This is a genomic window from Streptomyces sp. GDS52, assembly GCF_052246875.1.
Taxonomy (GTDB): domain Bacteria; phylum Actinomycetota; class Actinomycetes; order Streptomycetales; family Streptomycetaceae; genus Streptomyces; species Streptomyces cathayae.
This window is the reverse complement of the sequence record NZ_CM125966.1, coordinates 4,630,845-4,650,991: the sequence shown is the minus strand read 5'-3', so window position 1 is coordinate 4,650,991 and position 20,147 is coordinate 4,630,845. Positions and strand designations below refer to the sequence as shown.

Below are 20,147 nucleotides of genomic sequence, written 5' to 3'. Positions count from 1 at the left end.
GAGAGCCGATGTCCGAGTCCACCGAGCCCACCGGGCTCACCGACCTGACCGCCGTGCGGCTCCTCGACGGTTACCGCCGGGGCGAGTTCGGTCCCGTGGCGGTGACCCGCGCGGCACTGGAGCGGGCCGAGGCGGTCCAGCCGGAGGTGAACGCGTTCGTCCGGCTGTTCGCCGAGGAGGCTCTGGAGCGGGCCGCCGCCTCCGAGGAACGGTGGCGGCGCGGTGAGCCGCGCGGGCTGCTGGACGGGGTGCCGGTCACGGTGAAGGACATCCTGCTGCTGCGCGGCGCCCCGACGCTGCGCGGCTCGCGCTCCGTCGACCCGGCGGGCCGCTGGGACGAGGACGCCCCGTCGGTGGCGCGGCTGCGGGAGCACGGCGCCGTCTTCCTCGGCAAGACGACGACCCCCGAGTTCGGCTGGAAGGGGGTGACGGACTCCCCGCTCAGCGGTGTCACCCGCAACCCGCACGACCCCGCGCGGACCGCGGGCGGTTCCAGCGGGGGCGCGGCGGCGGCGGTGGCGCTGGGCGCGGGACCGCTGGCCCTGGGGACGGACGGCGGCGGCAGTGTCCGCATCCCGGCGGCGTTCTGCGGGATCTTCGCGCTGAAGCCGACGTACGGGAGGGTGCCGCTGTATCCGGCGAGCGCCTTCGGCACGCTGGCGCACGTCGGCCCGATGACGCGGGACGCGGCGGACGCGGCGCTGCTGATGGACGTGATCGGCGGGCCGGACTCCCGCGACTGGTCGGCGCTCGCGCCGGCCCCCGGCTCCTTCCGGGAGGGGCTGGACGGCGGGGTGCGGGGGCTGCGGGTGGCGTACTCGCCGTCGCTGGGCGGCCAGGTGGCGGTGGAGCCCGAAGTGGCGGCGGCGGTACGGCGGACGGTGGAGCGACTGGCCGCGCTCGGCGCGTACGTGGAGGAGACCGACCCGGACCTCACCGACCCGGTGGACGCCTTCCACACCCTGTGGTTCGCCGGGGCCGCCCGGGTGGTGCAGCACCTCACGCGGGAGCGGCGGGAACTGCTGGACCCCGGGCTGCGGGAGATCTGCGGCGAAGGCGCCCGCCGGTCGGCGCTGGACTACCTGGCGGCGGTGGACGTCCGGATGGACCTGGGCCGGCGCATGGGTCTCTTCCACGACACCCACGACCTCCTCGTCACCCCGGCCCTGCCGCGGACGGCGTTCGAGGCGGGCGTGGAGGTACCGAAAGGTTCCGGCCACCGACGCTGGACGGGCTGGACCCCGTTCACCTATCCGTTCAACCTGACCCAGCAGCCCGCGGCGAGCGTCCCCGTGGGCACCGACGCGGCCGGTCTGCCGATCGGGGTCCAGCTCGTGGGCGCCCGCCACGCCGACGCGCTGGTGCTGCGGGCGGCCCACGCGCTCTACGGGAGCGGAGCCGCCGAAGCCGTCCGGCCGCCCGGGATCACGCCCGCCGGAAGCTGAGCGTCTCCCCCTGCGCGCCGCCGCGCCACAGGTCGTTGCACCCGTCGGCCATCTCCGCCAGGCCCTCCACGACCTGGCCCCAGACGATGCCGGGCACCCAGCCCACGTCGCCGTTCAGCAGCAGGTTGTTCCGCTCGTAGAACAGGGCCAGGTCGACGACCGTGGCACCCGGGCCGACCTCGCGGTCGTAGCCGTAGGCCCTGGTGCCCAGTTCCGCGCCCGCGAAGGAGAAGTAGCAGAGGTCTCCCGGAACGGGCGTGACGGTCGGGTTCTCCAGCGGCGGTTCCGCCTTCGCGAAGGGCGGGAACAGGGCGTAGACCTCGTTGCGCGCGTATTTGGCGTGGTAGACGTCGCCGGACAGGGGCAGGGCGTCCCAGACGGCCGCGCAGGTGATCGGCGCACGGTCGTCGAGCAACCGGGCCGTACAGGTGATTCCGCGTTTGGCCAGCGAGACCTCGACATATCGGTCCATCATGAGACCCATCGTCCCGCACCGGTCAAGACCGCCCGACCGCCGAACGGGGCCGAAAGCAGCGGGCATAACCGGTGTCTTCCCGGGTAGCCGCGCCGCCATGGCTCCACCACTGGGAAGACCACTGAGACGACGCAGAGACACCCTCGGCCCGACCGGGCCCTCACGCCGATCGCTGCTCGCGGGGGTCGCGGCGCTCGGCGCACTCGGCGCGGCGGGCTGCTCGCGCGTGCCCACCGAGGCGAGTACCAACGGCGGTGACCTGCTGTCCCGGCTCAAGGCGGCGGGCGTGGTCCGCCTGGGCATCGCCGGCGAGATCCCCTTCGGCTACATCGACAGGAACGGCAGACTGACCGGCGAGGCACCGGAACTCGCCAAGGTCATCTTCAAACGGCTCGGGGTGGACCGGGTCCAGCCCGTGCCCACCGAGTTCGGCTCGCTGATCCCGGGGCTGAACTCGCAGCAGTTCGACGTCGTGGCCGCCGGGATGTACGTCAACCCCGCCCGCTGCGAGCAGGTCATATTCTCCGACCCCGACTACCAGATGCTCGATTCGTTCATCGTGCGCAAGGGCAACCCGAAGGGGCTGACCAGTTACCGGGACGTCGTCGAGAAGAAGGCGAAGTTCGCCACCGGCACCGGGTACGCGGAGATCGCGTACGCGGTCGAGGCCGGGTATCCGGAGGGCGACATCCTGATCGTCCCCGACCAGGTCGCCGGGCTGAACGCGGTGGAGGCCGGGCGGGTCGACGTCTTCGCCGGTACGGCGCTCACCACCCGCGAGGTGGTCAAGAAGTCGGCCAAGGCCGAGGTCACGGAGCCCTTCAAGCCGATCGTCGACGGCAAGCCGCACGTCGACGGCGGCGCGTTCGCCTTCCGGCCGACCGAGACGAATCTGCGGGACGCGTTCAACGTCGAGCTGGGCAAACTGAAGGAGAGCGGCGAGCTGCTGCGCATCCTCAGGCCGTTCGGTTTCACCGAGGACGAGATGACGGATCTGACCGCGAAGGAGCTGTGCGGCGGATGACCTCAGGACTCTGGGAACTCGTACTCAAGGGCGTCTGGGTCACGATCCAGCTGCTGGTCCTCAGCGCGCTGCTGGCGACGGCGGTCTCCTTCGTGGTGGGCGTCGCGCGCACCCACCGGCTGAAGTTCGTCCGCTTCCTCGCGGGCTTCTACACCGAGGTGTTCCGCGGTACCTCGGCACTGGTGATGATCTTCTGGGTGTTCTTCGTGCTGCCCCCGGCCTTCGGCTGGCAGCTGGTGCCGCTGTGGGCGGGCACGCTGGCCCTGGGCCTGACCTACGGTGCCTACGGTTCGGAGATCGTGCGCGGTGCGCTGGCCGCCGTCGATCCCGCCCAGCGCGAGGGCGGCATCGCGCTCAGCTTCACGCCCACCCAGCGGCTGCGGCTGATCCTGCTGCCGCAGGCGGTGCCGGAGATGATCCCGCCGTTCTCCAACCTGCTGATCGAGCTGCTCAAGGGCACCGCCCTGGTGTCGATCATGGGGATGGGCGATCTGGCGTTCAGCGGCAACCTGGTGCGCCTCGCGCTGCAGGAGAGCGCCGAGATCTACACGTACATCCTGGTGATCTACTTCGTGATCGCCTTCCTGCTCACCCGGGTCATGCGCGGTCTGGAGAAGAAGCTGAAGGCCGGGGTCGGCAGGACGCCGAAGCACGACCCGGACGTGGAGCTGAAGCGGGCCGAGACCACCAACGCGGGAGGTGCGGTCTGATGAAGTGGGACTGGAACGCGGTCTCCGAGTTCATGCCGTACTTCTGGGACGGTCTGCTGGTCACCCTGCAGATCCTGGTGTTCGGCTCACTGATCTCGTTCGTCCTCGGCCTGGTGTGGGCCCTGCTGATGCGGGTGCCGTCCCGCTGGGTGACCTGGCCGGTCGGCGCGGTGACGGAGTTCGTCCGCAACACCCCGCTGCTGGTGCAGCTGTTCTTCCTGTTCTACGTGCTGCCCGAGTGGGGCCTGACCTTCTCGGCGCTGACCACGGGTGTCTTCGCCATCGGTCTGCACTACTCGACGTACACGATGCAGGTCTACCGCGCGGGCATCGAGGCCGTGCCGGTGGGCCAGTGGGAGGCGGCGACGGCGCTGAACCTGCCGCTGCGTCGGACGTGGACCGCGGTGATCCTGCCGCAGGCCGTGCGCAGGGTCGTGCCCGCGCTCGGCAACTACGTCATCTCGATGCTGAAGGACACGCCCCTGCTGATGGCGATCACCGTGCTGGAGATGCTCGGTGAGGCGCGCCTCTTCGCCCAGCAGCACTTCCAGTTCACCGAGCCCCTGACGGTGATCGGCATCGCCTTCATCGTCATCTCCTACCTGGCCTCCCTTGCCCTGCGAGCCCTGGAGCGACGCCTTGTCCACTGAACACACCCCCACGTCCGACACCGGTGTCGGTGCCGGTGTCAGCACCGGGAAGACCCCCGCGGGCGTCGGCCGGTCCAACGGCAACGAGCTGATCCGGCTGGAGCGGGTCACCAAGCGGTTCGGTCACCACACGGTCCTCGACAACCTGGACTTCTCCGTGGACGCCGGCAAGCACGTCACCCTGATCGGGCCGTCCGGGTCGGGCAAGACCACGATCCTGCGCCTGCTGATGACCCTGCTGAAGCCCGACGAGGGCACGGTCACCGTCGACGGGGACCAGCTGTACCCCGCACCCGAGAAGCAGGTCCGCGAGATCCGCAAGAAGATCGGCATGGTCTTCCAGCAGTTCAACCTGTTCCCGAACATGACGGTGCTGCGGAACATCACCGAGGCCCCGGTCACCGTGCTCGGCATGTCGAAGGACGAGGCCGAGGAGCGGGCGCGGGAGCTGCTGGAGATGGTCGGGCTGACCGAGCACGTCGACAAGCACCCCGCGCAGCTGTCCGGCGGTCAGCAGCAGCGGGTGGCGATCGCGCGGGCGCTGGCCATGCGGCCGCAGGTGCTGCTGCTGGACGAGGTGACCTCGGCGCTGGACCCGGAGCTGGTCGCGGGTGTCCTGGACGTGCTGCGGGACATCGCCCGCTCCACCGACATCACCATGCTCTGCGTCACCCACGAGATGAACTTCGCCCGGGACATCTCCGACCGCGTCCTGATGTTCGACTCGGGCCGGATCATCGAGGCCGGCGCCCCGGAGAAGATCTTCAGCGAGCCGGAGCACGACCGCACCCGGGAGTTCCTCAGCGCGGTCCTGTGATGACGGGGCGTGTTCGGGGGAGGGCTCCGGAACGTCCGAGGTGGACGCACCGGGGCATTCCTCTGGCATATGCCCGAGGACCGGTTCCGCAGTTGGGAAGGCCGCGATCTCGTCAACACTCGCTCCTGGACAGCCGCTTGACGGCTATCGTGGAGGGGATTCGCTGACCGGATTGCGGCCCCAGGTCCTGTCGTCACCTTCCCGCCCGCCGGGCGGGCGGGAAGGTGACGACAGGACCTACAAGCGAGCGCAGGGGGAAACACCGTGGCGCTGAAGCACAAGCCGACCGCTCCGTACCACTCGGTCCAGGACGCCCTGCGCGTCCTGGACACGGTGTCGCGGCACACCACCGGGATCACCGGCACCCAACTCGCCCGCGAGAGCGGCCTGGGCCGGGAGCGACTGACCACGCTCCTGCCCATGCTGTGTCGCGAGGCCTACGTCGAACAGGGCGCCGACGGCGCGTACGTCGCCGGGGAGGCGTTCGCCCGCCTCTGCTCGGCCCAGGAACAGGAACACGAGGAGGCCCTGCACGACAAGCTCCAGCGCACCCTGGACCGGCTCCGCGACTCCGTCGGAGCCGCCGTCTACATGAGCCGGTACGTGGACGGCGAGGTCAAGGTCACCCAGTACGCCGACGGGCCGGCCACCCCGAAGGTCAACGAGTGGGTCGACTTCCGTGACGCGGCGCACGCCACCGCGCTCGGCAAGAGCCTGCTGTCCCAGCTCGACCACAACGGCCGGCGCGAGCACCTCGACCGGCACCGGACGGTCCGGCTCACCTCGCGCACCGTCACCAGCGACCGGCTGCTGCTCTCCCAGCTGGCGGCGCACCCGCCCACGGTGCCGGTCCTGGACCTCCAGGAGTACGCGATCGGCACGGTCTGCGCGGCCGTCCCGATCACCGCCGGTTCCTCGGTGGGCTGCCTGGCCCTGTCCCTGCCCGTCGAACACGCCCACCGTCTGCGCCACGCCGCCGACGCCCTCAACCGCAACGCGGCGCCGGTCCTGCTGTCGATGGCGATCTGAGGTCTCCGGTCCGGCGGTCCCGGGGGGTGCTCCGGCCACGGCGGGCGCCGCCGTGGCCGGAGCACCCCCCGGGACCGGGTATTATTTTCGAGTCGCCGGTCGCGGGAAGCGGACGGCGGGAGTCATGCGCCGCTAGCTCAGTTGGTTAGAGCAGCTGACTCTTAATCAGCGGGTCCGGGGTTCGAGTCCCTGGCGGCGCACGGTGAAGGGCCTCTCGCACCAGCGGGAGGCCCTTCGACGTGTCCGGCGCCGCACCCCGGGAGGCGACCCCGGAAGGTGCTGTCAGAAGGTGACGTCCGAGCAGGCGTAGAACGCGTTGCCCGTGTCGGCGACCGACCACACCGCGAGGATGACGTGGCGCCCGCTCAGCCCGGACGGCAGGGTGCCGCTGTGCGAGAGGGTCTGCGGCGGGCGCTGCCCGTTGTAGGGCACCTTCAGGAACGGGGTGAGGTTGAGGTCGGACCGGGCCAGGTTGTGGTTCTGGTTCCAGCCCGGCTTGGTGATGTAGTACGAGAAGTCGCTGGTGGCGTGCATGGCCGTGAACTGCCACCGGAAGGTGTAGTTCTGGCCGCCCGTCACCCTGGTCGTCGGCCAGGCGCCGCCCGAGGGCGTCTTCGGGCTGTCGAGCTGGGCGAACCGCGTGTTGTTGGCCGAACAGAGCCGGCCGTCCGCGGCGCCGGAGCCGGGGAAGCCCTTGGGGCCCTCGACGCTCTGCGGCTCCCACTGGATGTCGCCGCAGTTCGTCACACTGCCGTTCTGGCAGAGCTTCTGCCTGCTGATGGGCAGATCGGTGTAGCCGTGGCTGCTGGCACCGCCGGAGGAGAGCACGAACGCTCCGGTCGTGGCCAGTCCTACCGCGGCTGCGTACAGCTTGGTCCGTGTGCGCATGCTGCCGCTCCTGGAGAACGTGGGGGAGTTTCACTGAGCTGTGCAGGTAGGTCTAGACCAAGTCTCAGATTATGACCGCGGATTGAGCATGTCCATACCAATAGCGGAACCGATTCCGCCTCCCCGCCCACCGGCCCGTCCGCCGCCCTACGGCCCCGCCTCCCCCCGTCCCGCGCAGAACGCCACCGTCAGGTCCTTCACCAGCATCTTGCGCTCGTAGTCGTCCAGCTCCACCAGCCCCCGCGTGGTCAGCCGGGTCACCGTGTCCTCCACCGAGTCCACGACCGAGGTGAGCACGCTCGCCCGGTGCTGGGCGTCCAGCGTGGCGATCCGGCGCCGGTGCATGACGGCGGCCACCTCGGGGGCGTACTCCACCCGGACCGGGCGCACCGAGAACACCTCGATCCCGACGGGCGCGGCGTCCGCCGCCACCAGCCGGGTCAGCGCGTCCTGCACCGTGTCCGGCGAGCCCCGCACCGCGCCCGGCGCCTCCATCGGGACCCGGAGCAGCGCCGCCTCGACGCACTCGCGCACATAGGTCTCGTGGTCCTCCACGCCCAGCGTCGCCCGCACGGTGTCCCGCACCCGCCACACCACCAGGACCACCACCCGCAGCGCCACCCCGCTGTGGTCGGCCGCCTGCATCGGCTCGCTGCGCCAGTGCCTCAGCCGCACATCGACCCGGCGGCGCAGCAGCAGCGGGTTCACCCACAGCAGACCGGTCCGCCGGACGCTCCCCCGGTAACGGCCGAACAGGCCGAGCACCCAGGCCCGCCCGGTCCGGCCGCGCGCCAGCCCGCCGAACCCGAACAGGCCGAGGGCCCCGGCAGCCGCGTACCCCGCCCACTGGGCGGGCCCGAGCCCGGTGGCTCCCGGGTGCTCCGGGAGTCCGAGGGCAACGGCCACCAGGGGTGGCAGTACGCCCGCCCACCAGGACGTGGCCACGCACCCGGCCGCCCCGCACATCCCGGCGAGCACCCCCGCGCCGCCGGGCAGCACCCGGGCCGGCCGCTCCACCAGCTCGGGGTCGACCGGTGGCAGGGGCAGGGGCCGTTCGGCGACCGGGCGGCCGAGCCGCGGCCGCTCCCCCGTCCCCTGTCGGCTTCCCACCACCATGGGACGCAGCCGCACCGGCACCGGGTCGGGCCCGTCGCGGAAGAGCAGATGGACGGGGATCTCGGTGGTGGTCTCGTTGCGGATGACCCGGCCGGGCCGGCCCTTCGCCGGGCCCCCGGCTTCGGAGGAAGGCGATCTGGGGGCGGGCGGTTCGACGACGGGCAGTTCGCAGGTGGGTGGTCCAGGGACGGGCAGTTCGCAGGTGGGCGATTCGGGGATGGGTGATTCGGGGGTGTCGGGAGTGATCGTGGTCATGCGTGCCTCCAGCCTCCGCGCCAGATGCGTCACCTCGGAAGGACCCTGCGGGCCGTGACGGAGCCCGCAGGGGTGGGTCGCGGCGAGCGACCCTCGGACTACGAGAAGAGCCGCCGCCAGGTCTCCGGCCCCGGCAGGCCGTCCGCGGCACCGCCGCGCCAGCCCTGGGCGCGCTGGAACTCCTCGACGTTGCGCCGGTCCGCCTCGCTCCAGCGCGGGCCCGGCCCCGTGACGTAGTGGCGGCCGAACCCCTTCCGCACCAGCTGCCGCCCCAGCCGGGTGACCTGGCCGCCGACCGCGCCCGGCCGGAACGCCGCCCGGCCCGGGTAGCCCGGCACCCCGTGCGCGTCCTGCGCGTCCCCGGCGGCCGGGATGTTCCTGCCCCCGCCGGTCAGCAGCAGTTCCCAGGTCAGCGGCCCCGGCAGGCCGTCCGCCGCGGCCCCCTGCCAGCCCTGCGCCTGCTGGAACGCCCGGATCGCCGCGCGGTCCGTGTCCGTCCAGCGCGGTCCGGGGCCGGTGGCGTAGAAACGGGCGCCACCGCGCTCGACGAGCAGGCGGCCGAGCTCGGTGACGTGCGGGTTGTCCGCGCCGGGGCCGAAGTGGGCCACTCCGGGAAACGGTGTCCGGGCCTGCGCTGCCGCGCCCGCCCCCTCGGCCCTCGCCGTACCGTCGGTCACGCCCTTGTACCGGTACGGGACGTAGCCCGCGGAGTTGTTCCAGTAGGCGTACGGGGTGGTCCGTCGGAGGGTGTTCGGGGGGGTCTGCTCGTAGGCCACGTACGTGGTGCGCGCGCCGTCCGTCCAGCCGCCGAAGAGGACGACGTGGGAGCCGCCGTAGGGATCGGACGCGTTGTGGAAGAGCAGCATGTCCCCCGGCTGGAGTTCGTCCTTGCCGATCCTCTCCGCGTACTGCCCGAGGCTGCCGGTCCATTCGTTTCCGGGCAGGTTCCAGGCCATCGAGACATAGCCCGAACAGTCCTGCCGGTATCCGTCGGACCAGAACGCGCTCACGCTGTACGGGACTTTCCGGTCGACCCATCTCCTGGCCCGTTCGATGATGTCCGTGCGGCTGATCGCGCGCGAGGCCGTCGGGACCGAGGGGTCCGCGGGATCGGCGGGCAGGCCGGCGGGGCCGTACAGCGGAGCCCTCGGACCCTGCGGGGTGGCGGGCTCGTCACCTGCGGGGACACCCGGGACCCCCGGGGCGCCGGGCCGCTCGGTGCCGGGCCGCTCGGCGGTGTGGGGTGCGGCCAGGGCGGGGGCGGCCTGCGCGGCGACCACCGCCGAGGCCGCGGCGGCCACCACGAGCGGGCGGAACGCCGCCGGGTGGCCGACCGAGCCGCCGGCCGGCGCGTACGCGAGGACGCGCCGCCGGTGCACACAGCCGGGGCAGCCGCAGTCGCCCGCGGGCTCGAACTCCTCGAACACCGGGGGTTCCATGCGATCCCCCTCACACGTCCCGCCGCACGACCGGTCACACATCCGGCCACACGTCCGGTGAAATACCTCACGTCTGTGCACGAAGGTCAGCTTCTCAACTGCTCCCGGGGCGCGCACTCTGACGCCTCGAAAGATGGACGCGCCATGGGCCCAGGTGGCGGACCTCGCCTGCCCCGGACCCGGGGACGAGGCCGCGCGGGACCGCGCGGGACCACGCCGGGACGGAGGTGGAGGTCGGGAGCACCCCGTCCGGTCCGGTAGAGTTGTCGCGTCAGTGAGCGCCGCTAGCTCAGTTGGTTAGAGCAGCTGACTCTTAATCAGCGGGTCCGGGGTTCGAGTCCCTGGCGGCGCACCGACACGGCGGGCCCCTCGCGATCGAGGGGCCCGCCGCTTTTGGCCGGATCCCCTCTCGCGCCCGCCGAGGGGCCTGTCTTGAACAGAACGCCCTCACCACACGTATGGAACCCCTGGAACCACGGGGGGAACAGGCCCCCCGCCGGACCTCCTCAGACGCCACAATGGGCGCGTACGACCGGCGAACACCCGTTTTCACACCTTGCGATCATGATGGACACGGTACAACCTGGGTTCTTCATCATGCCGCGCATTCGCGGCTGTTGGGGCGGCGGGAGACCGGTTACGGACGGTACGGGGTGAGAGGTCCCGTTTCGCGGAGCACCGCCGACGAGGGCATCATGCAACCGAAAGAACGCCACGCCGTGTCTATATGGTGTGGGTGCCGTGGTGACAGCGGGACACCTCTGACACCACTGACACGCCTGGGACGGTCGAGGGGGACCGGACACGGGTGGCAGCAAGCGACGAAACACACGGCGAGGCCGTGTGTGGGGGGATGATTCATGACGTCGACGCCGACGGGCGCCCAAGGGGACAACGATCCGTCCCAGACCACCCAGCTCAGAGTGCCTGCACACCGGACCGGAAACACGGGCGCGTTCCGACGGATCAAGAAGACGCTGCCGAGATACGACTACGAGCACTACAGCCGGCTCTCGGGCCCCCTCACCCAGCCTGATCCGAGCAAGCCCTACACAGTCCAGTACCGCTCGCTGATCTCGCAGGAGCCGCACCGCATCCGCATCGCGCTGATGCTGGTCGCGGCCCCGCTGCTGTCGGTGGTGCTGCTGGTGTGGCTGCTGCAGCCCGCGCACTGGACGGAGCGGGACTACCCGGCGTTCGACTGGCTGCCCGCCCTCGACATGGTGATGCTCGTCTCGATCGGCCTGATCGAGCTCTTCCGCTGCATGAACGTGCTGTCGAACGCGCACGCCACGCTGGTCGCCCGCGACCCGATCCCGGTGGTGCCGGAGACCGGCACCCGGGTCGCCTTCCTCACCTCCTTCGTGCCCGGCAAGGAGCCGCTGGAGATGGTGACGAAGACCCTGGAGGCGGCGGTGAAGATCCGCCACCGGGGCACCATGCACGTCTGGCTGCTCGACGAGGGCGACGACCCCGAGGTGAAAGAGGTGTGCGCCCGGCTCGGTGTGCACCACTTCTCCCGCAAGGGCGTCGCGAAGTGGAACCAGAAGAAGGGCCCGCACCGCGCCAAGACCAAGCACGGCAACTACAACGCCTGGCTGGACGCGCACGGCGACGACTACGAGTACTTCGCCTCGGTGGACACCGACCACATCCCGCTGCCGAACTACCTGGAGCGGATGCTCGGCTTCTTCCGCGACCCGGACGTCGGTTTCGTCATCGGCCCGCAGGTCTACGGCAACTACGACAACTTCGTCACCAAGGCCGCCGAGTCGCAGCAGTTCCTCTTCCACGCGCTGATCCAGCGGGCCGGCAACCGCTACGGCTCACCGATGTTCGTGGGCACCTCCAACGCCGTACGCATCAAGGCGCTCCAGCAGATCGGCGGTCTGTACGACTCGATCACCGAGGACATGGCGACCGGCTTCGAGATGCACCGCCACAAGAACCCGGCGACGGGCAAGAAGTGGCGCTCGGTCTACACCCCGGACGTGCTCGCGGTCGGTGAGGGCCCCAACGCCTGGACGGACTTCTTCACCCAGCAGATGCGCTGGTCGCGCGGTACGTACGAGACGATCATCGGACAGTACTGGAAGGGCTTCTACTCGCTCCCGCCGAGCAAGCTCTTCAACTACACCATGATGATCATCTTCTACCCGATGTCGGCTCTGAACTGGATTTTGGCGGCGCTGAGCTGTGCGCTGTTCCTGGGCCTGGGCGCCTCGGGTGTGAACATCGATCCCGCGGTCTGGCTGATGCTCTACGGCAACGCCTCCGCGCTGCAGATCGGCCTCTACATCTGGAACCGCCGCCACAACGTCTCCCCGCACGAGCCGGAGGGCTCCGGCGGTGTGGCCGGCATGGTGATGTCCGCGCTGTCGGCGCCGCTCTACGCGAAGGCACTGATCGACTCCGTGCTGCGCAGGAAGAGCAAGTTCGTGGTCACCCCGAAGGGCGACTCGGCCAGCCCGGACACCTGGTTCGGAACCTTCCGGTACCACTGGTACTTCATCCTGATCTTCGGTGGCTCCATCACCGCCGGATTCGTCTACGGACACTCGCACCCGGCCATGATCATCTGGGCGACGTTCGCCCTGCTCATCACGGCCGCGCCCATGTTCGCCTGGCGCCACGGCATGCGCCAGGACAGGAAGAAGCCCGGCGCGCACGCCGCGGGCCAGGCACAGGACTCCGCACCGGACCCCCGGACGCAGCAGCTGCCGCAGCAGCACCACGCGCCCCACGCCCCGCAGGACCGGCCCGGCTGGGCCGGCGCCCACGGCGGACCGGGAGGAGCAGGGGGACCGGGCGGACCAGGAGGTACCGGGGGCTCTCACCCCGGTGACGACCAGACGATGCAGATCGCCCTGGGTGGACTTGGGGGACGTAAGGAATGAACGACCGTGCAGGCCGCCGTCGCGCCCGTCGGATCGCGATAGGCACGACGGTGGTGCTCGCGCTGGCCGGAATGAACGGGCCCTGGCTGTACCGCTTCGGGACCGAGAAATACCACCAGTACAAGATCAACAAGCCGGAGTACAAGGCGGAGAACGGCCGCTGGGAGATCGTCGAGTTCCCGGAGGAGTACCGCCAGAACACCATCCACGCGGCGCTGCTGCACACCGGCAAGGTGCTGCTCGTCGCGGGCTCCGGCAACAACAAGGACAACTTCGACGCCAAGAAGTACGACACGCGGATCTGGGACCCGGTCAAGAAGACCATCAAGAAGGTGCCGACGCCGAGCGACCTGTTCTGCACCGGCCACACCCAGCTCGCCAACGGCAACCTGCTGATCGCCGGCGGCACCAAGCGGTACGAGAAGCTCAAGGGTGACGTGACGAAGGCGGGCGGCCTGATGGTCGTCCACAACGAGAACCCGGACAAGCCGATCACCCTGCCGGCGGGCACCAGGTTCGTCGGCAAGGACAACGGCAAGACCTTCGTCTCGAAGGACCCGGTGCTCGTCCCGCGCGCCAAGAAGAACTTCGACAAGGCGACCGGCGAGTTCCTGGGCAACACCCCGGGCTACGGCCGCACCTACGTCGAGGCGCAGAAGGAGGGTGCCAAGTACGAGACCGGCACCCAGGACAACTACACCGTGCAGGGTCTGAGCGGCGAGGACGCGCAGAACACGTACGGCATCGCCGAGAAGCTCGCCCTGGACAAGAAGGACTTCCAGGGGATCGACGACGCCTTCGAGTTCGACCCGGTGGCGGAGAAGTACATCAAGGTCGACCCGATGAAGGAGGCCCGCTGGTACCCGACGCTCACCACCCTGAGCGACGGCAAGATCCTCAGCGTCTCCGGCCTCGACGACATCGGCCAGCTGGTCCCGGGCAAGAACGAGGTCTACGACCCCGAGACCAAGAAGTGGACCTACACGGACAAGGTCCGCCAGTTCCCGACCTACCCGGCGCTGTTCCTGATGCAGAACAGCAAGGTCTTCTACTCGGGTTCGAACGCGGGGTACGGACCGGCCGACGAGGGCCGTGAGCCGGGCATCTGGGACGTGGAGACCAACAAGTTCGACAAGATACCCGGGCTGAGCGACCCCGACATGATGGAGACGTCCGGCACGGTGCTGCTGCCGCCGGCCCAGGACGAGAAGTACATGGTGATCGGCGGCGGCGGCGTCGGCGAGTCCAAGCTGGCCAGTGAGAAGACCCGGATCGTCGACCTCAAGGCCGACGAACCGCGCTTCGTGGACGGCCCCTCGCTGGACAAGGGAACCCGCTACCCGCAGTACTCGATCCTGCCCGACGACAACATCCTGGTCTCGGGCGGCTCGGAGGACTACCGGGGCCGCAGCGAGTCCAACATCCTCGAGGCGCGGATCTACGACACGGCGGAGAACGAGTTCAAGCGCGTCGCCGATCCGCTGGTGGGCCGCAACTACCACGCCGGCTCGATCCTGCTGCCCGACGGCCGCGTGATGTTCTTCGGCTCGGACTCGCTCTACGGCGACAAGGCCAACACCAAGCCCGGCACGTTCGAACAGCGCATCGAGATCTACACACCGCCGTACCTGTACGGCGAGACCGGGCAGCCCGACCTGACGGGCGGCCCGAAGACCGTCGAGCGCGGCGGCTCCGCCACGTTCACCTCGAAGGACGCCGGGTCGATCAAGAACGTCCGGCTGATCCGGCCGAGCGCCTCGACCCATGTCACCGACATCGACCAGCGCTCCATCGCCCTGGACTTCGAGGCCGACGGCGACAAGCTGAAGGTGACGGTCCCCAAGAGCCGGAACCTGGTCCAGGCGGGCTGGTACATGCTGTTCGCCACCAACGCGGACGGCACCCCCAGCAAGGCGCAGTGGGTACAGGTGCCCTGACGCCAGGCAGATGAGAGAAGGGGCGTCCTCCACGGCGGAGGACGCCCCTTCTTCCTTCTGTCCCTGGTCGTCGCCACGCAGGCCGTCGCTACGTGGTGCGTCGCTCCGTACGCCGTGACGTGGTCAGTCGCCGTCGCCCTTGCCCTCGTCGGCCTCGGCGAGCTTCACCGCGTAGTCCTCCCACCACGCACCGGCCTTCGGACCGCCCTTGCACTCGCCGTCCGACTCGCCGGGCCGCTTCACCCACAGATACGCGTCCACCAGCGGGTCCGCGGTCTCGGTCGTCGGGGTCTCGCCGAGGGCGCGGCCGGGCGGGTTGCACCAGCGCTCGTCCGCATCGCCCTGCGTGTAGGGGCCGTTGCCGTTGCGGCTGGTGTCGATCACGAAGGGCTTGCCGCCGACCTTGGCGGAGAGCTTCTTGCCGTAGGCGATGGAGTCCTCGGTGGAGTAGAAGTTGGAGACGTTCACCGAGAAGCCGTCGGCCCGGTCGATGCCCGCCCACTTCAGCGGCTCGAAGATCTGGTCAGGGTCGCCCCAGCCGGCGTTGCCCGCGTCCAGGTACACCGTGGTGTTCTTCAGGCTCTTGAGCTTGTCGACGGCACCGTTGAGTACGTCGTAGCGCTCCTCGTGGAACTTCTCCGGCGTGCAGCCGTCGACCAGGTGGAGCACCGCGTCGGGCTCCAGGATCACGGTCGCCGCGCGGTCCCCGATGCCCTTGGCCACACCGTCGATGAAGGAGCGGTAGGCGTCGCCGTCGGCGGCACCGCCCTGCGAGTACTGGCCGCAGTCCCGGTGCGGGATGTTGTAGAGGACGAGCAGCGCGGTACGGCCCGCCTTGTCGGCGGCCTCGGTGAAGCCGCGGGTCTGCTCCTCCGGGTTCTCCGGGCTGATCCATTCGGCGGTGGGCTGCTCCGCGATCTTGCGGATCTGCTCGGCCTCCGCCTTCTTGCCGTCCTGTTCCAGGCCGGCCATCTGCTGTGCGGCGTTGCCCTCCGGGTTGACCCAGAAGGGGCTGGCGCCCTTCGGCTGCTGCGTGATCGCCGCGTCGGCCCCCTTGCCGGACCCGTCCCCCTCGTCGTCACCGGAGGAACAGCCCGTGATCAGCAGCGCCGCCCCCAGTACCGCTGCCGACGCCCGCCTCCCGGCGAACGCCCCGACCCCCCTGCTGCCGTACATCCAACCCCCCTTGGGTGCACTTGTTCCAAGCCTTCCGAGCCCCAATCCTGACATACACCCCGCGTCACCCATGAGGCCGAGCCCTTCTTGTCCGCGACCCGTTACAGCCCGGTGTACGGCCGGCCGGACGGACGGGCAGGGAGGGAGCCGGCGTCAGGTGGTGGTGTCCGTCAGGCAGGCCGAGACGATCACGTTGGCCGCGTAGCGGTGGCGTGCCGCGTCGTAGGGGCCGCCGCAGGTGACGAGGCGCAGTGCGGCCCGGCCGGAGAGGCGGGGGCCGTAGGCCTGCCGGGCGTCGAAGTCGTCGCGGGGGAGGACCTGCGCGTCCTCGACGGTGAACTCGGCGACCTCGGCGTCCGCGCGGACCACCCGGATCTTCTGGCCGGGCCGCAACGTACTGACCTCGTAGAACACGGCGGGCCGGGTCTCGGTGTCGATGTGCCCCACCACCAGCGCGGTGCCGGACGCCCCGGGCGTCACCCCGTCCGCGTACCAGCCGACCGTGCCCGGCCGGTCGAACGGCGGCGGGTCGAGCGCGCCCCGCTCGTCCAGGCCGCGGGCCACCACCGGCGCCCGCACGTCCAGGCCGGGTATGTCCAGGCGCCGTGGCGGCGCCTCGCCCAGCGGCCGGTGGGTGGGCGGGAGCTCCGCCCGGGGCGGACGGCCGACCGCCGCCATGTCACCCGTGGCGGGTCCGGATACGCCGGGGAGCAGGTCGGTTCCCTCGCGGCCCCACAGCCAGAAGCCGAGCAGCAGGACCACCCAGGCCACCCCGGGGAGCAGCCGCCCGACACCGGACGGACTCTGGTTCTGATGGTGATCGGTCATCGTCGGCCTCAGCGCGTTCCGCGGTCCCGCCGGACGCGGCTGCGTACGACGGCCGCCGTCGCGGCGGCAGCGGCGAGGAACAGTCCGGCCACCGTCTGCACCGTGCCCGGTCCCTCCCCGGACTCGTCGGCGGCGGCGACGGTCCGGGCGGCTCCCCCGCCGCCCGCGTCCACGGGGGCCACGGGCGAGGCGGCGGGGGAAGAAGCGAGGGCGACGGTGAGCCGGACCTCGGAGACGAACGCCGAGGACACCGCGGCCGCGGTCCGCTCGGCACACTCGGCCACCTCGAGGGTGACATCGGTACCGGGGGCCGGGGTCGCCGACACCCCGTCCGCGGCGTACGCCGCCGGGGTGAGCGCGGCGGCCTCCAGGACTCCGGTACAGAGAGCGAGTCGCACAGAACCCATCGTGCACCTCCAGACACCGGGAGCGTGCCCCGCCGGGCAGGGCACCGCATCCGCAGGGATGCGGTGCTGCGCCGTACGGGTGACATCGGGGCCTGCGGGGTTTTGCCTGGGTCAGTCAGACGAGGTCGACGAGGTCCGCGATGGAGTCCAGGACCTGGGACGGCCGGTACGGGAAGTTCTCGACCTGCTCGGGCCGGGTCAGGCCGGTGAGCACCAGGAACGTCCTCATTCCGGCCTCCATGCCGGCCAGTACGTCGGTGTCCATGCGGTCGCCGATCATGGCGCTGGTCTCGGAGTGGGCGCCGAGGGTGTTCAGTCCGGTGCGCATCATCAGCGGGTTCGGCTTGCCCGCGAAGTACGGCTGCCGGCCCGTCGCCTTGGTGATCAGCGCCGCCACCGCGCCGGTCGCCGGGAGCGGGCCCTCGGCGGAGGGGCCGGTCTCGTCGGGGTTCGTGCAGATGAAACGGGCGCCGTCGTTGATCAGCCGTACCGCCTTCGTCATGGCCTCGAAGGAGTAGGTCCGGGTTTCCCCGAGGACCACGTAGTCGGGTTCGTGGTCGGTGAGGATGTAGCCGATGTCGTGCAGCGCGGTGGTCAGACCGGCCTCGCCGAGGACGTACGCCGAGCCGCTGGGACGCTGGTCGTCCAGGAACTGGGCGGTGGCGAGCGCCGAGGTCCAGATGTTCTCGATCGGAACGTCCAGGCCCATGCGGCGCAGCCGGGCGTGCAGGTCGCGCGGGGTGTAGATCGAGTTGTTGGTGAGCACCAGGAAGGGTTTTCCGGACTCACGCAGCTTCTTGATGAAGGCGTCGGCCCCCGGGATCGGCACTCCCTCGTGGATGAGCACCCCGTCCATGTCGGTGAGCCACGATTCGATCGGCTTGCGGTCTGCCATGTGCGAGCTCTCCTGCCGTACGTGGTCCTTCCTGCCTGCCCCAGCCTAGACATGCCCGGATCTTGTGGGAACGCCCGGTGGGGCACGGCTCGAGGACACCCGGGGTGCTCCGCCGCTCCCCGGCCCGCCGGTTCGGATCGTTCGGAGCTCTCAGCGGCGACGACGGGCCTGCGTTGCCGTCAGTCCCCCGGTGAGCAGTGCCACCGCGGCGACGGTCAGGAGCTTTCCGGTGGCGTCGATACCGGTACGGGCGAGCTCGTCGGGGTCGGTGTCACCGGCTTCCTTGCCGGGCGCCGGCTCGATCCGGAACCGGTAGTCGTCCGACTGCCCGACCCAGTCGCCGTCGTCCCCCTGCCGCTGGACGACGGCGGCCTGGGCGACGACCTCGCCCGCCGCGGCGTCGGACGTGAGCGCGAGCCGTACCTTCACGGTGAGGGTCCGGCCGGCCTCGACGGCGAACCCCTCGAAGCCCGCCTGCTCGTCGACGAAGGCACCGACGAGTTCGTCCTCGTCGGTGGTCTCGAAGTGGACGGGGTGCGGCTGTTCCCGGTCCGGTGCGTAGAACTCCAGCACCGGCTGCGAGGCCCGCAACTCCCGTTTGTCGTCGACGAGTACGACGACCGGGTGGATGCCGCCGCAGAAGCGGTCGGTGGTGTTGGTCAGCTCCAGGTACCAGGTGCCGTAGCCACCGCCGGCCGGGTAGGTGTCCGGGCCGCCGCGGATACGGGCGGTGAGGGGGAAGTCGACGTCGCTCTCGGTGGCGCAGGCGGGCGGCGGTGCTTCCGTCCGGGCGTGGGCCGCGGTGGGAAGGACGGCGGCCAGCACCGCCAGGAAGAGGGACGCGGGCGTGCGGATTCGCATACCGTATGACCTTGCCGGTCGGCGGGCGGGCAGCACGGCGACATCCCCGAACACCCCCGCACGGCCCCATGGTTCCCCCCGCTCGGAGCAGTGCACCGGCCCCGCCCCCTGCTTTCCGGTCAGCCGTCGCCCCGTCCGAACACCGGCGCCAGGACCGACTGGGCCGCCCCCTCGGCGACCCCGCCCCCGCCGCCGGAGGCGACCCGTACCGGCACGGCCGTGTCGCCCGTCCGCCGGGCCCGCGTGTCCAGCACCGCGCGTACGCCCCGCGCGAACGCCTCCGGGGCGGCCTCGATCGTGCGGCCGCCGAGCAGGACGCGGTCGATGTCGAGCAGGCCCACCAGGTTCGCCGCGCCGACGCCCAGCACCCGCGCCGCCTCGTCCGTGTCGCCCCGTGCCACGGCGGCCAGGCACAGCGCCTCGATGCAGCCGCGGTCGCCGCAGCCGCAGCGCGGCCCGTCCAACTGGACGACCTGGTGTCCGAATTCCCCCGCCCCGGTGCGCGGTCCCCGGTGCACGCTGCCGCCGATCACCAGCCCGGCCCCGAGTCCCGTACCGAGGTGCAGGTAGGCGAAGGAGCCGCCCTCGCCGTCGACGGCCAGGCCCAGCGCCGCCGCGTTGGTGTCCTTGTCGACGACGACCGGCACGCCGAGCCGTTCCGACAGCGCGTCCCGCAGGGGGTACCCGTCCCACTCGGGGAACCCGGTCACCCGGTGCAGCACGCCCCGGGCGTGGTCGAGCGGCCCCGGCAGGGCGATCCCGACACCCAGCAGGGCGGGCCGGGACGGCACGCGTACGCCGGTCCCGTCCCCGGCGGCCCTGTTCCCACCGGTCCCGCCGGTCCCGCCGGTCCCGTCGCCCCCGGCGGTCCACAGCCCCTCGACGACTCCGGCCACCCCCGCCAGTACCGCCTCCGCCCCCGCGCCCAGGTCCAGGGGGGCGCTCCGCTCCCCCACGACCGTCCCGTCGAGGTCGACCAGGACGGCCCGCAGTTCGTCCCGGTCCAGGTGCACGCCCACCGCGTGCCCCGCCTCCGGCACCAGCCGCAGCACCGTCCGGGGCTTGCCCCCGGTGGACGCCCGGCGTCCCGCGTCCGCCGCGAGCCCCTCCGCCCGCAGCCGTGCGGTGATCTTGCTGACCGCCTGCGGGGTGAGGCCGGTCCGCTCGGCGAGTTCCAGCCGGCTGATGCCCTCGGCCCCGGCGGTCCGCAGCAGGTCGAGCACGAGCGCGGTGTTGTGGCTGCGCAGGGCGAGCAGATTGACCCCGCCCGTCCCGTCCCGCCTGCCGTCCCGCATACC

Annotated in this window: 18 protein-coding genes and 2 tRNA genes; 10 read left to right on the top strand and 10 right to left on the bottom strand. The window is 71.0% G+C overall.

From position 1 onward, the window contains the following. Positions 1-8: 8 nt before the first annotated feature. Positions 9-1,445, top strand: a complete 1,437-nt coding sequence (locus tag ACTWJ9_RS21250; protein ID WP_443294610.1) for an amidase — start codon at positions 9-11, stop codon at positions 1,443-1,445. Here ACTWJ9_RS21250 and ACTWJ9_RS21245 read toward each other — a convergent pair. Beyond that, a complete protein-coding gene (locus ACTWJ9_RS21245; RefSeq protein ID WP_279335825.1) occupies positions 1,426-1,920 on the bottom strand; it encodes a DUF3830 family protein in 495 nt (164 codons plus the stop codon). The two genes, ACTWJ9_RS21250 and ACTWJ9_RS21245, sit on opposite strands and share 20 nt — an antisense overlap. A gap of 97 nt (positions 1,921-2,017) precedes the next feature. On the opposite strand from ACTWJ9_RS21245, the gene ehuB reads away from it, so the two are divergent. From ehuB to ACTWJ9_RS21215, 6 genes are all read left to right on the top strand, one after another. Beyond that, entirely contained in the window at positions 2,018-2,944 is a 927-nt protein-coding gene (gene ehuB / locus ACTWJ9_RS21240) for an ectoine/hydroxyectoine ABC transporter substrate-binding protein EhuB (protein WP_443294609.1), read from the top strand. Beyond that, positions 2,941-3,654, top strand: coding sequence for an ectoine/hydroxyectoine ABC transporter permease subunit EhuC (gene ehuC / locus ACTWJ9_RS21235; RefSeq protein ID WP_279335823.1), 714 nt, complete (start codon positions 2,941-2,943; stop codon positions 3,652-3,654). Before ehuB ends, ehuC begins: the two co-directional genes overlap by 4 nt. After that, positions 3,654-4,304, top strand: a complete 651-nt coding sequence (ehuD, locus tag ACTWJ9_RS21230; protein ID WP_388702411.1) for an ectoine/hydroxyectoine ABC transporter permease subunit EhuD — start codon at positions 3,654-3,656, stop codon at positions 4,302-4,304. The genes ehuC and ehuD overlap by 1 nt, the downstream gene beginning before the upstream one ends. A gap of 88 nt (positions 4,305-4,392) precedes the next feature. Then, positions 4,393-5,121, top strand: coding sequence for an ectoine/hydroxyectoine ABC transporter ATP-binding protein EhuA (ehuA, locus tag ACTWJ9_RS21225; protein ID WP_279338040.1), 729 nt, complete (start codon positions 4,393-4,395; stop codon positions 5,119-5,121). Between the two features lie 264 nt (positions 5,122-5,385). Beyond that, positions 5,386-6,150 carry an IclR family transcriptional regulator gene (locus tag ACTWJ9_RS21220; RefSeq protein ID WP_279335821.1) on the top strand — a complete coding sequence of 255 codons (765 nt, stop codon included), beginning with the start codon at positions 5,386-5,388 and terminating at the stop codon, positions 6,148-6,150. Between the two features lie 126 nt (positions 6,151-6,276). Further along, positions 6,277-6,350: transfer RNA gene (locus ACTWJ9_RS21215), tRNA-Lys, on the top strand. An 82-nt stretch (positions 6,351-6,432) separates the two neighbouring features. On the opposite strand, the gene ACTWJ9_RS21210 is transcribed toward ACTWJ9_RS21215, so the two are convergent. The 3 genes from ACTWJ9_RS21210 to ACTWJ9_RS21200 all read right to left on the bottom strand — a co-directional run bounded on the left by ACTWJ9_RS21210 (position 6,433) and on the right by ACTWJ9_RS21200 (position 9,848). Next, a complete protein-coding gene (locus ACTWJ9_RS21210; RefSeq protein ID WP_279335820.1) occupies positions 6,433-7,038 on the bottom strand; it encodes a lytic polysaccharide monooxygenase auxiliary activity family 9 protein in 606 nt (201 codons plus the stop codon). Between the two features lie 147 nt (positions 7,039-7,185). Continuing rightward, positions 7,186-8,409 carry an SPFH domain-containing protein gene (locus tag ACTWJ9_RS21205; RefSeq protein ID WP_443294608.1) on the bottom strand — a complete coding sequence of 408 codons (1,224 nt, stop codon included), beginning with the start codon at positions 8,407-8,409 and terminating at the stop codon, positions 7,186-7,188. A 98-nt stretch (positions 8,410-8,507) separates the two neighbouring features. Beyond that, positions 8,508-9,848 (bottom strand): peptidoglycan-binding protein, encoded by a 1,341-nt coding sequence (locus ACTWJ9_RS21200; RefSeq protein WP_443294607.1) that lies wholly within the window; start codon positions 9,846-9,848, stop codon positions 8,508-8,510. Between the two features lie 278 nt (positions 9,849-10,126). On the opposite strand from ACTWJ9_RS21200, the gene ACTWJ9_RS21195 reads away from it, so the two are divergent. From ACTWJ9_RS21195 to ACTWJ9_RS21185, 3 genes are all read left to right on the top strand, one after another. Next, positions 10,127-10,200, top strand: a tRNA-Lys gene (locus tag ACTWJ9_RS21195). A 508-nt stretch (positions 10,201-10,708) separates the two neighbouring features. Then, on the top strand, positions 10,709-12,745 hold the full coding sequence (locus tag ACTWJ9_RS21190; protein WP_387039977.1) for a glycosyltransferase family 2 protein: 2,037 nt from the start codon (positions 10,709-10,711) through the stop codon (positions 12,743-12,745). Continuing rightward, positions 12,742-14,682, top strand: a complete 1,941-nt coding sequence (locus ACTWJ9_RS21185; RefSeq protein WP_387039978.1) for a galactose oxidase-like domain-containing protein — start codon at positions 12,742-12,744, stop codon at positions 14,680-14,682. Before ACTWJ9_RS21190 ends, ACTWJ9_RS21185 begins: the two co-directional genes overlap by 4 nt. Positions 14,683-14,805: 123 nt before the next feature. Here the strand turns inward: ACTWJ9_RS21185 and ACTWJ9_RS21180 are convergent, their stop codons facing one another. From ACTWJ9_RS21180 to ACTWJ9_RS21155, 6 genes are all read right to left on the bottom strand, one after another. After that, entirely contained in the window at positions 14,806-15,858 is a 1,053-nt protein-coding gene (locus tag ACTWJ9_RS21180; protein ID WP_279335815.1) for a glycoside hydrolase family 6 protein, read from the bottom strand. 153 nt (positions 15,859-16,011) lie between these two features. Continuing rightward, positions 16,012-16,686 (bottom strand): class F sortase, encoded by a 675-nt coding sequence (locus ACTWJ9_RS21175; protein WP_279335814.1) that lies wholly within the window; start codon positions 16,684-16,686, stop codon positions 16,012-16,014. 8 nt (positions 16,687-16,694) lie between these two features. Continuing rightward, positions 16,695-17,093 (bottom strand): hypothetical protein, encoded by a 399-nt coding sequence (locus ACTWJ9_RS21170; protein WP_388702408.1) that lies wholly within the window; start codon positions 17,091-17,093, stop codon positions 16,695-16,697. A 115-nt stretch (positions 17,094-17,208) separates the two neighbouring features. Then, positions 17,209-17,988: an HAD-IIA family hydrolase gene (locus ACTWJ9_RS21165; RefSeq protein WP_279335812.1), complete on the bottom strand. Its 780-nt coding sequence runs from the start codon at positions 17,986-17,988 to the stop codon at positions 17,209-17,211. Between the two features lie 150 nt (positions 17,989-18,138). Then, complete coding sequence (locus tag ACTWJ9_RS21160; RefSeq protein ID WP_279335811.1) at positions 18,139-18,849, bottom strand: hypothetical protein; 711 nt, start codon at positions 18,847-18,849, stop codon at positions 18,139-18,141. Between the two features lie 119 nt (positions 18,850-18,968). Further along, a complete protein-coding gene (locus ACTWJ9_RS21155) occupies positions 18,969-20,144 on the bottom strand; it encodes an ROK family transcriptional regulator (RefSeq protein ID WP_279338039.1) in 1,176 nt (391 codons plus the stop codon). Positions 20,145-20,147 lie beyond the last annotated feature (3 nt).

Excerpts from the sequence above, each read along its gene's own strand:
- ACTWJ9_RS21250 (WP_443294610.1), top strand. The coding sequence starts at position 9 with ATGTCCGAGTCCACCGAGCCCACCGGGCTCACCGACCTGACCGCCGTG.
- ACTWJ9_RS21245 (WP_279335825.1), bottom strand. The coding sequence starts at position 1,920 with ATGATGGACCGATATGTCGAGGTCTCGCTGGCCAAACGCGGAATCACC.
- ehuB (WP_443294609.1), top strand. The coding sequence starts at position 2,018 with ATGGCTCCACCACTGGGAAGACCACTGAGACGACGCAGAGACACCCTC.
- ehuC (WP_279335823.1), top strand. The coding sequence starts at position 2,941 with ATGACCTCAGGACTCTGGGAACTCGTACTCAAGGGCGTCTGGGTCACG.
- ehuD (WP_388702411.1), top strand. The coding sequence starts at position 3,654 with ATGAAGTGGGACTGGAACGCGGTCTCCGAGTTCATGCCGTACTTCTGG.
- ACTWJ9_RS21210 (WP_279335820.1), bottom strand. The coding sequence starts at position 7,038 with ATGCGCACACGGACCAAGCTGTACGCAGCCGCGGTAGGACTGGCCACG.
- ACTWJ9_RS21205 (WP_443294608.1), bottom strand. The coding sequence starts at position 8,409 with ATGACCACGATCACTCCCGACACCCCCGAATCACCCATCCCCGAATCG.
- ACTWJ9_RS21200 (WP_443294607.1), bottom strand. The coding sequence starts at position 9,848 with ATGGAACCCCCGGTGTTCGAGGAGTTCGAGCCCGCGGGCGACTGCGGC.
- ACTWJ9_RS21190 (WP_387039977.1), top strand. The coding sequence starts at position 10,709 with ATGACGTCGACGCCGACGGGCGCCCAAGGGGACAACGATCCGTCCCAG.
- ACTWJ9_RS21185 (WP_387039978.1), top strand. The coding sequence starts at position 12,742 with ATGAACGACCGTGCAGGCCGCCGTCGCGCCCGTCGGATCGCGATAGGC.
- ACTWJ9_RS21180 (WP_279335815.1), bottom strand. The coding sequence starts at position 15,858 with ATGTACGGCAGCAGGGGGGTCGGGGCGTTCGCCGGGAGGCGGGCGTCG.
- ACTWJ9_RS21175 (WP_279335814.1), bottom strand. The coding sequence starts at position 16,686 with ATGACCGATCACCATCAGAACCAGAGTCCGTCCGGTGTCGGGCGGCTG.
- ACTWJ9_RS21170 (WP_388702408.1), bottom strand. The coding sequence starts at position 17,093 with ATGGGTTCTGTGCGACTCGCTCTCTGTACCGGAGTCCTGGAGGCCGCC.
- ACTWJ9_RS21165 (WP_279335812.1), bottom strand. The coding sequence starts at position 17,988 with ATGGCAGACCGCAAGCCGATCGAATCGTGGCTCACCGACATGGACGGG.
- ACTWJ9_RS21160 (WP_279335811.1), bottom strand. The coding sequence starts at position 18,849 with ATGCGAATCCGCACGCCCGCGTCCCTCTTCCTGGCGGTGCTGGCCGCC.
- ACTWJ9_RS21155 (WP_279338039.1), bottom strand. The coding sequence starts at position 20,144 with ATGCGGGACGGCAGGCGGGACGGGACGGGCGGGGTCAATCTGCTCGCC.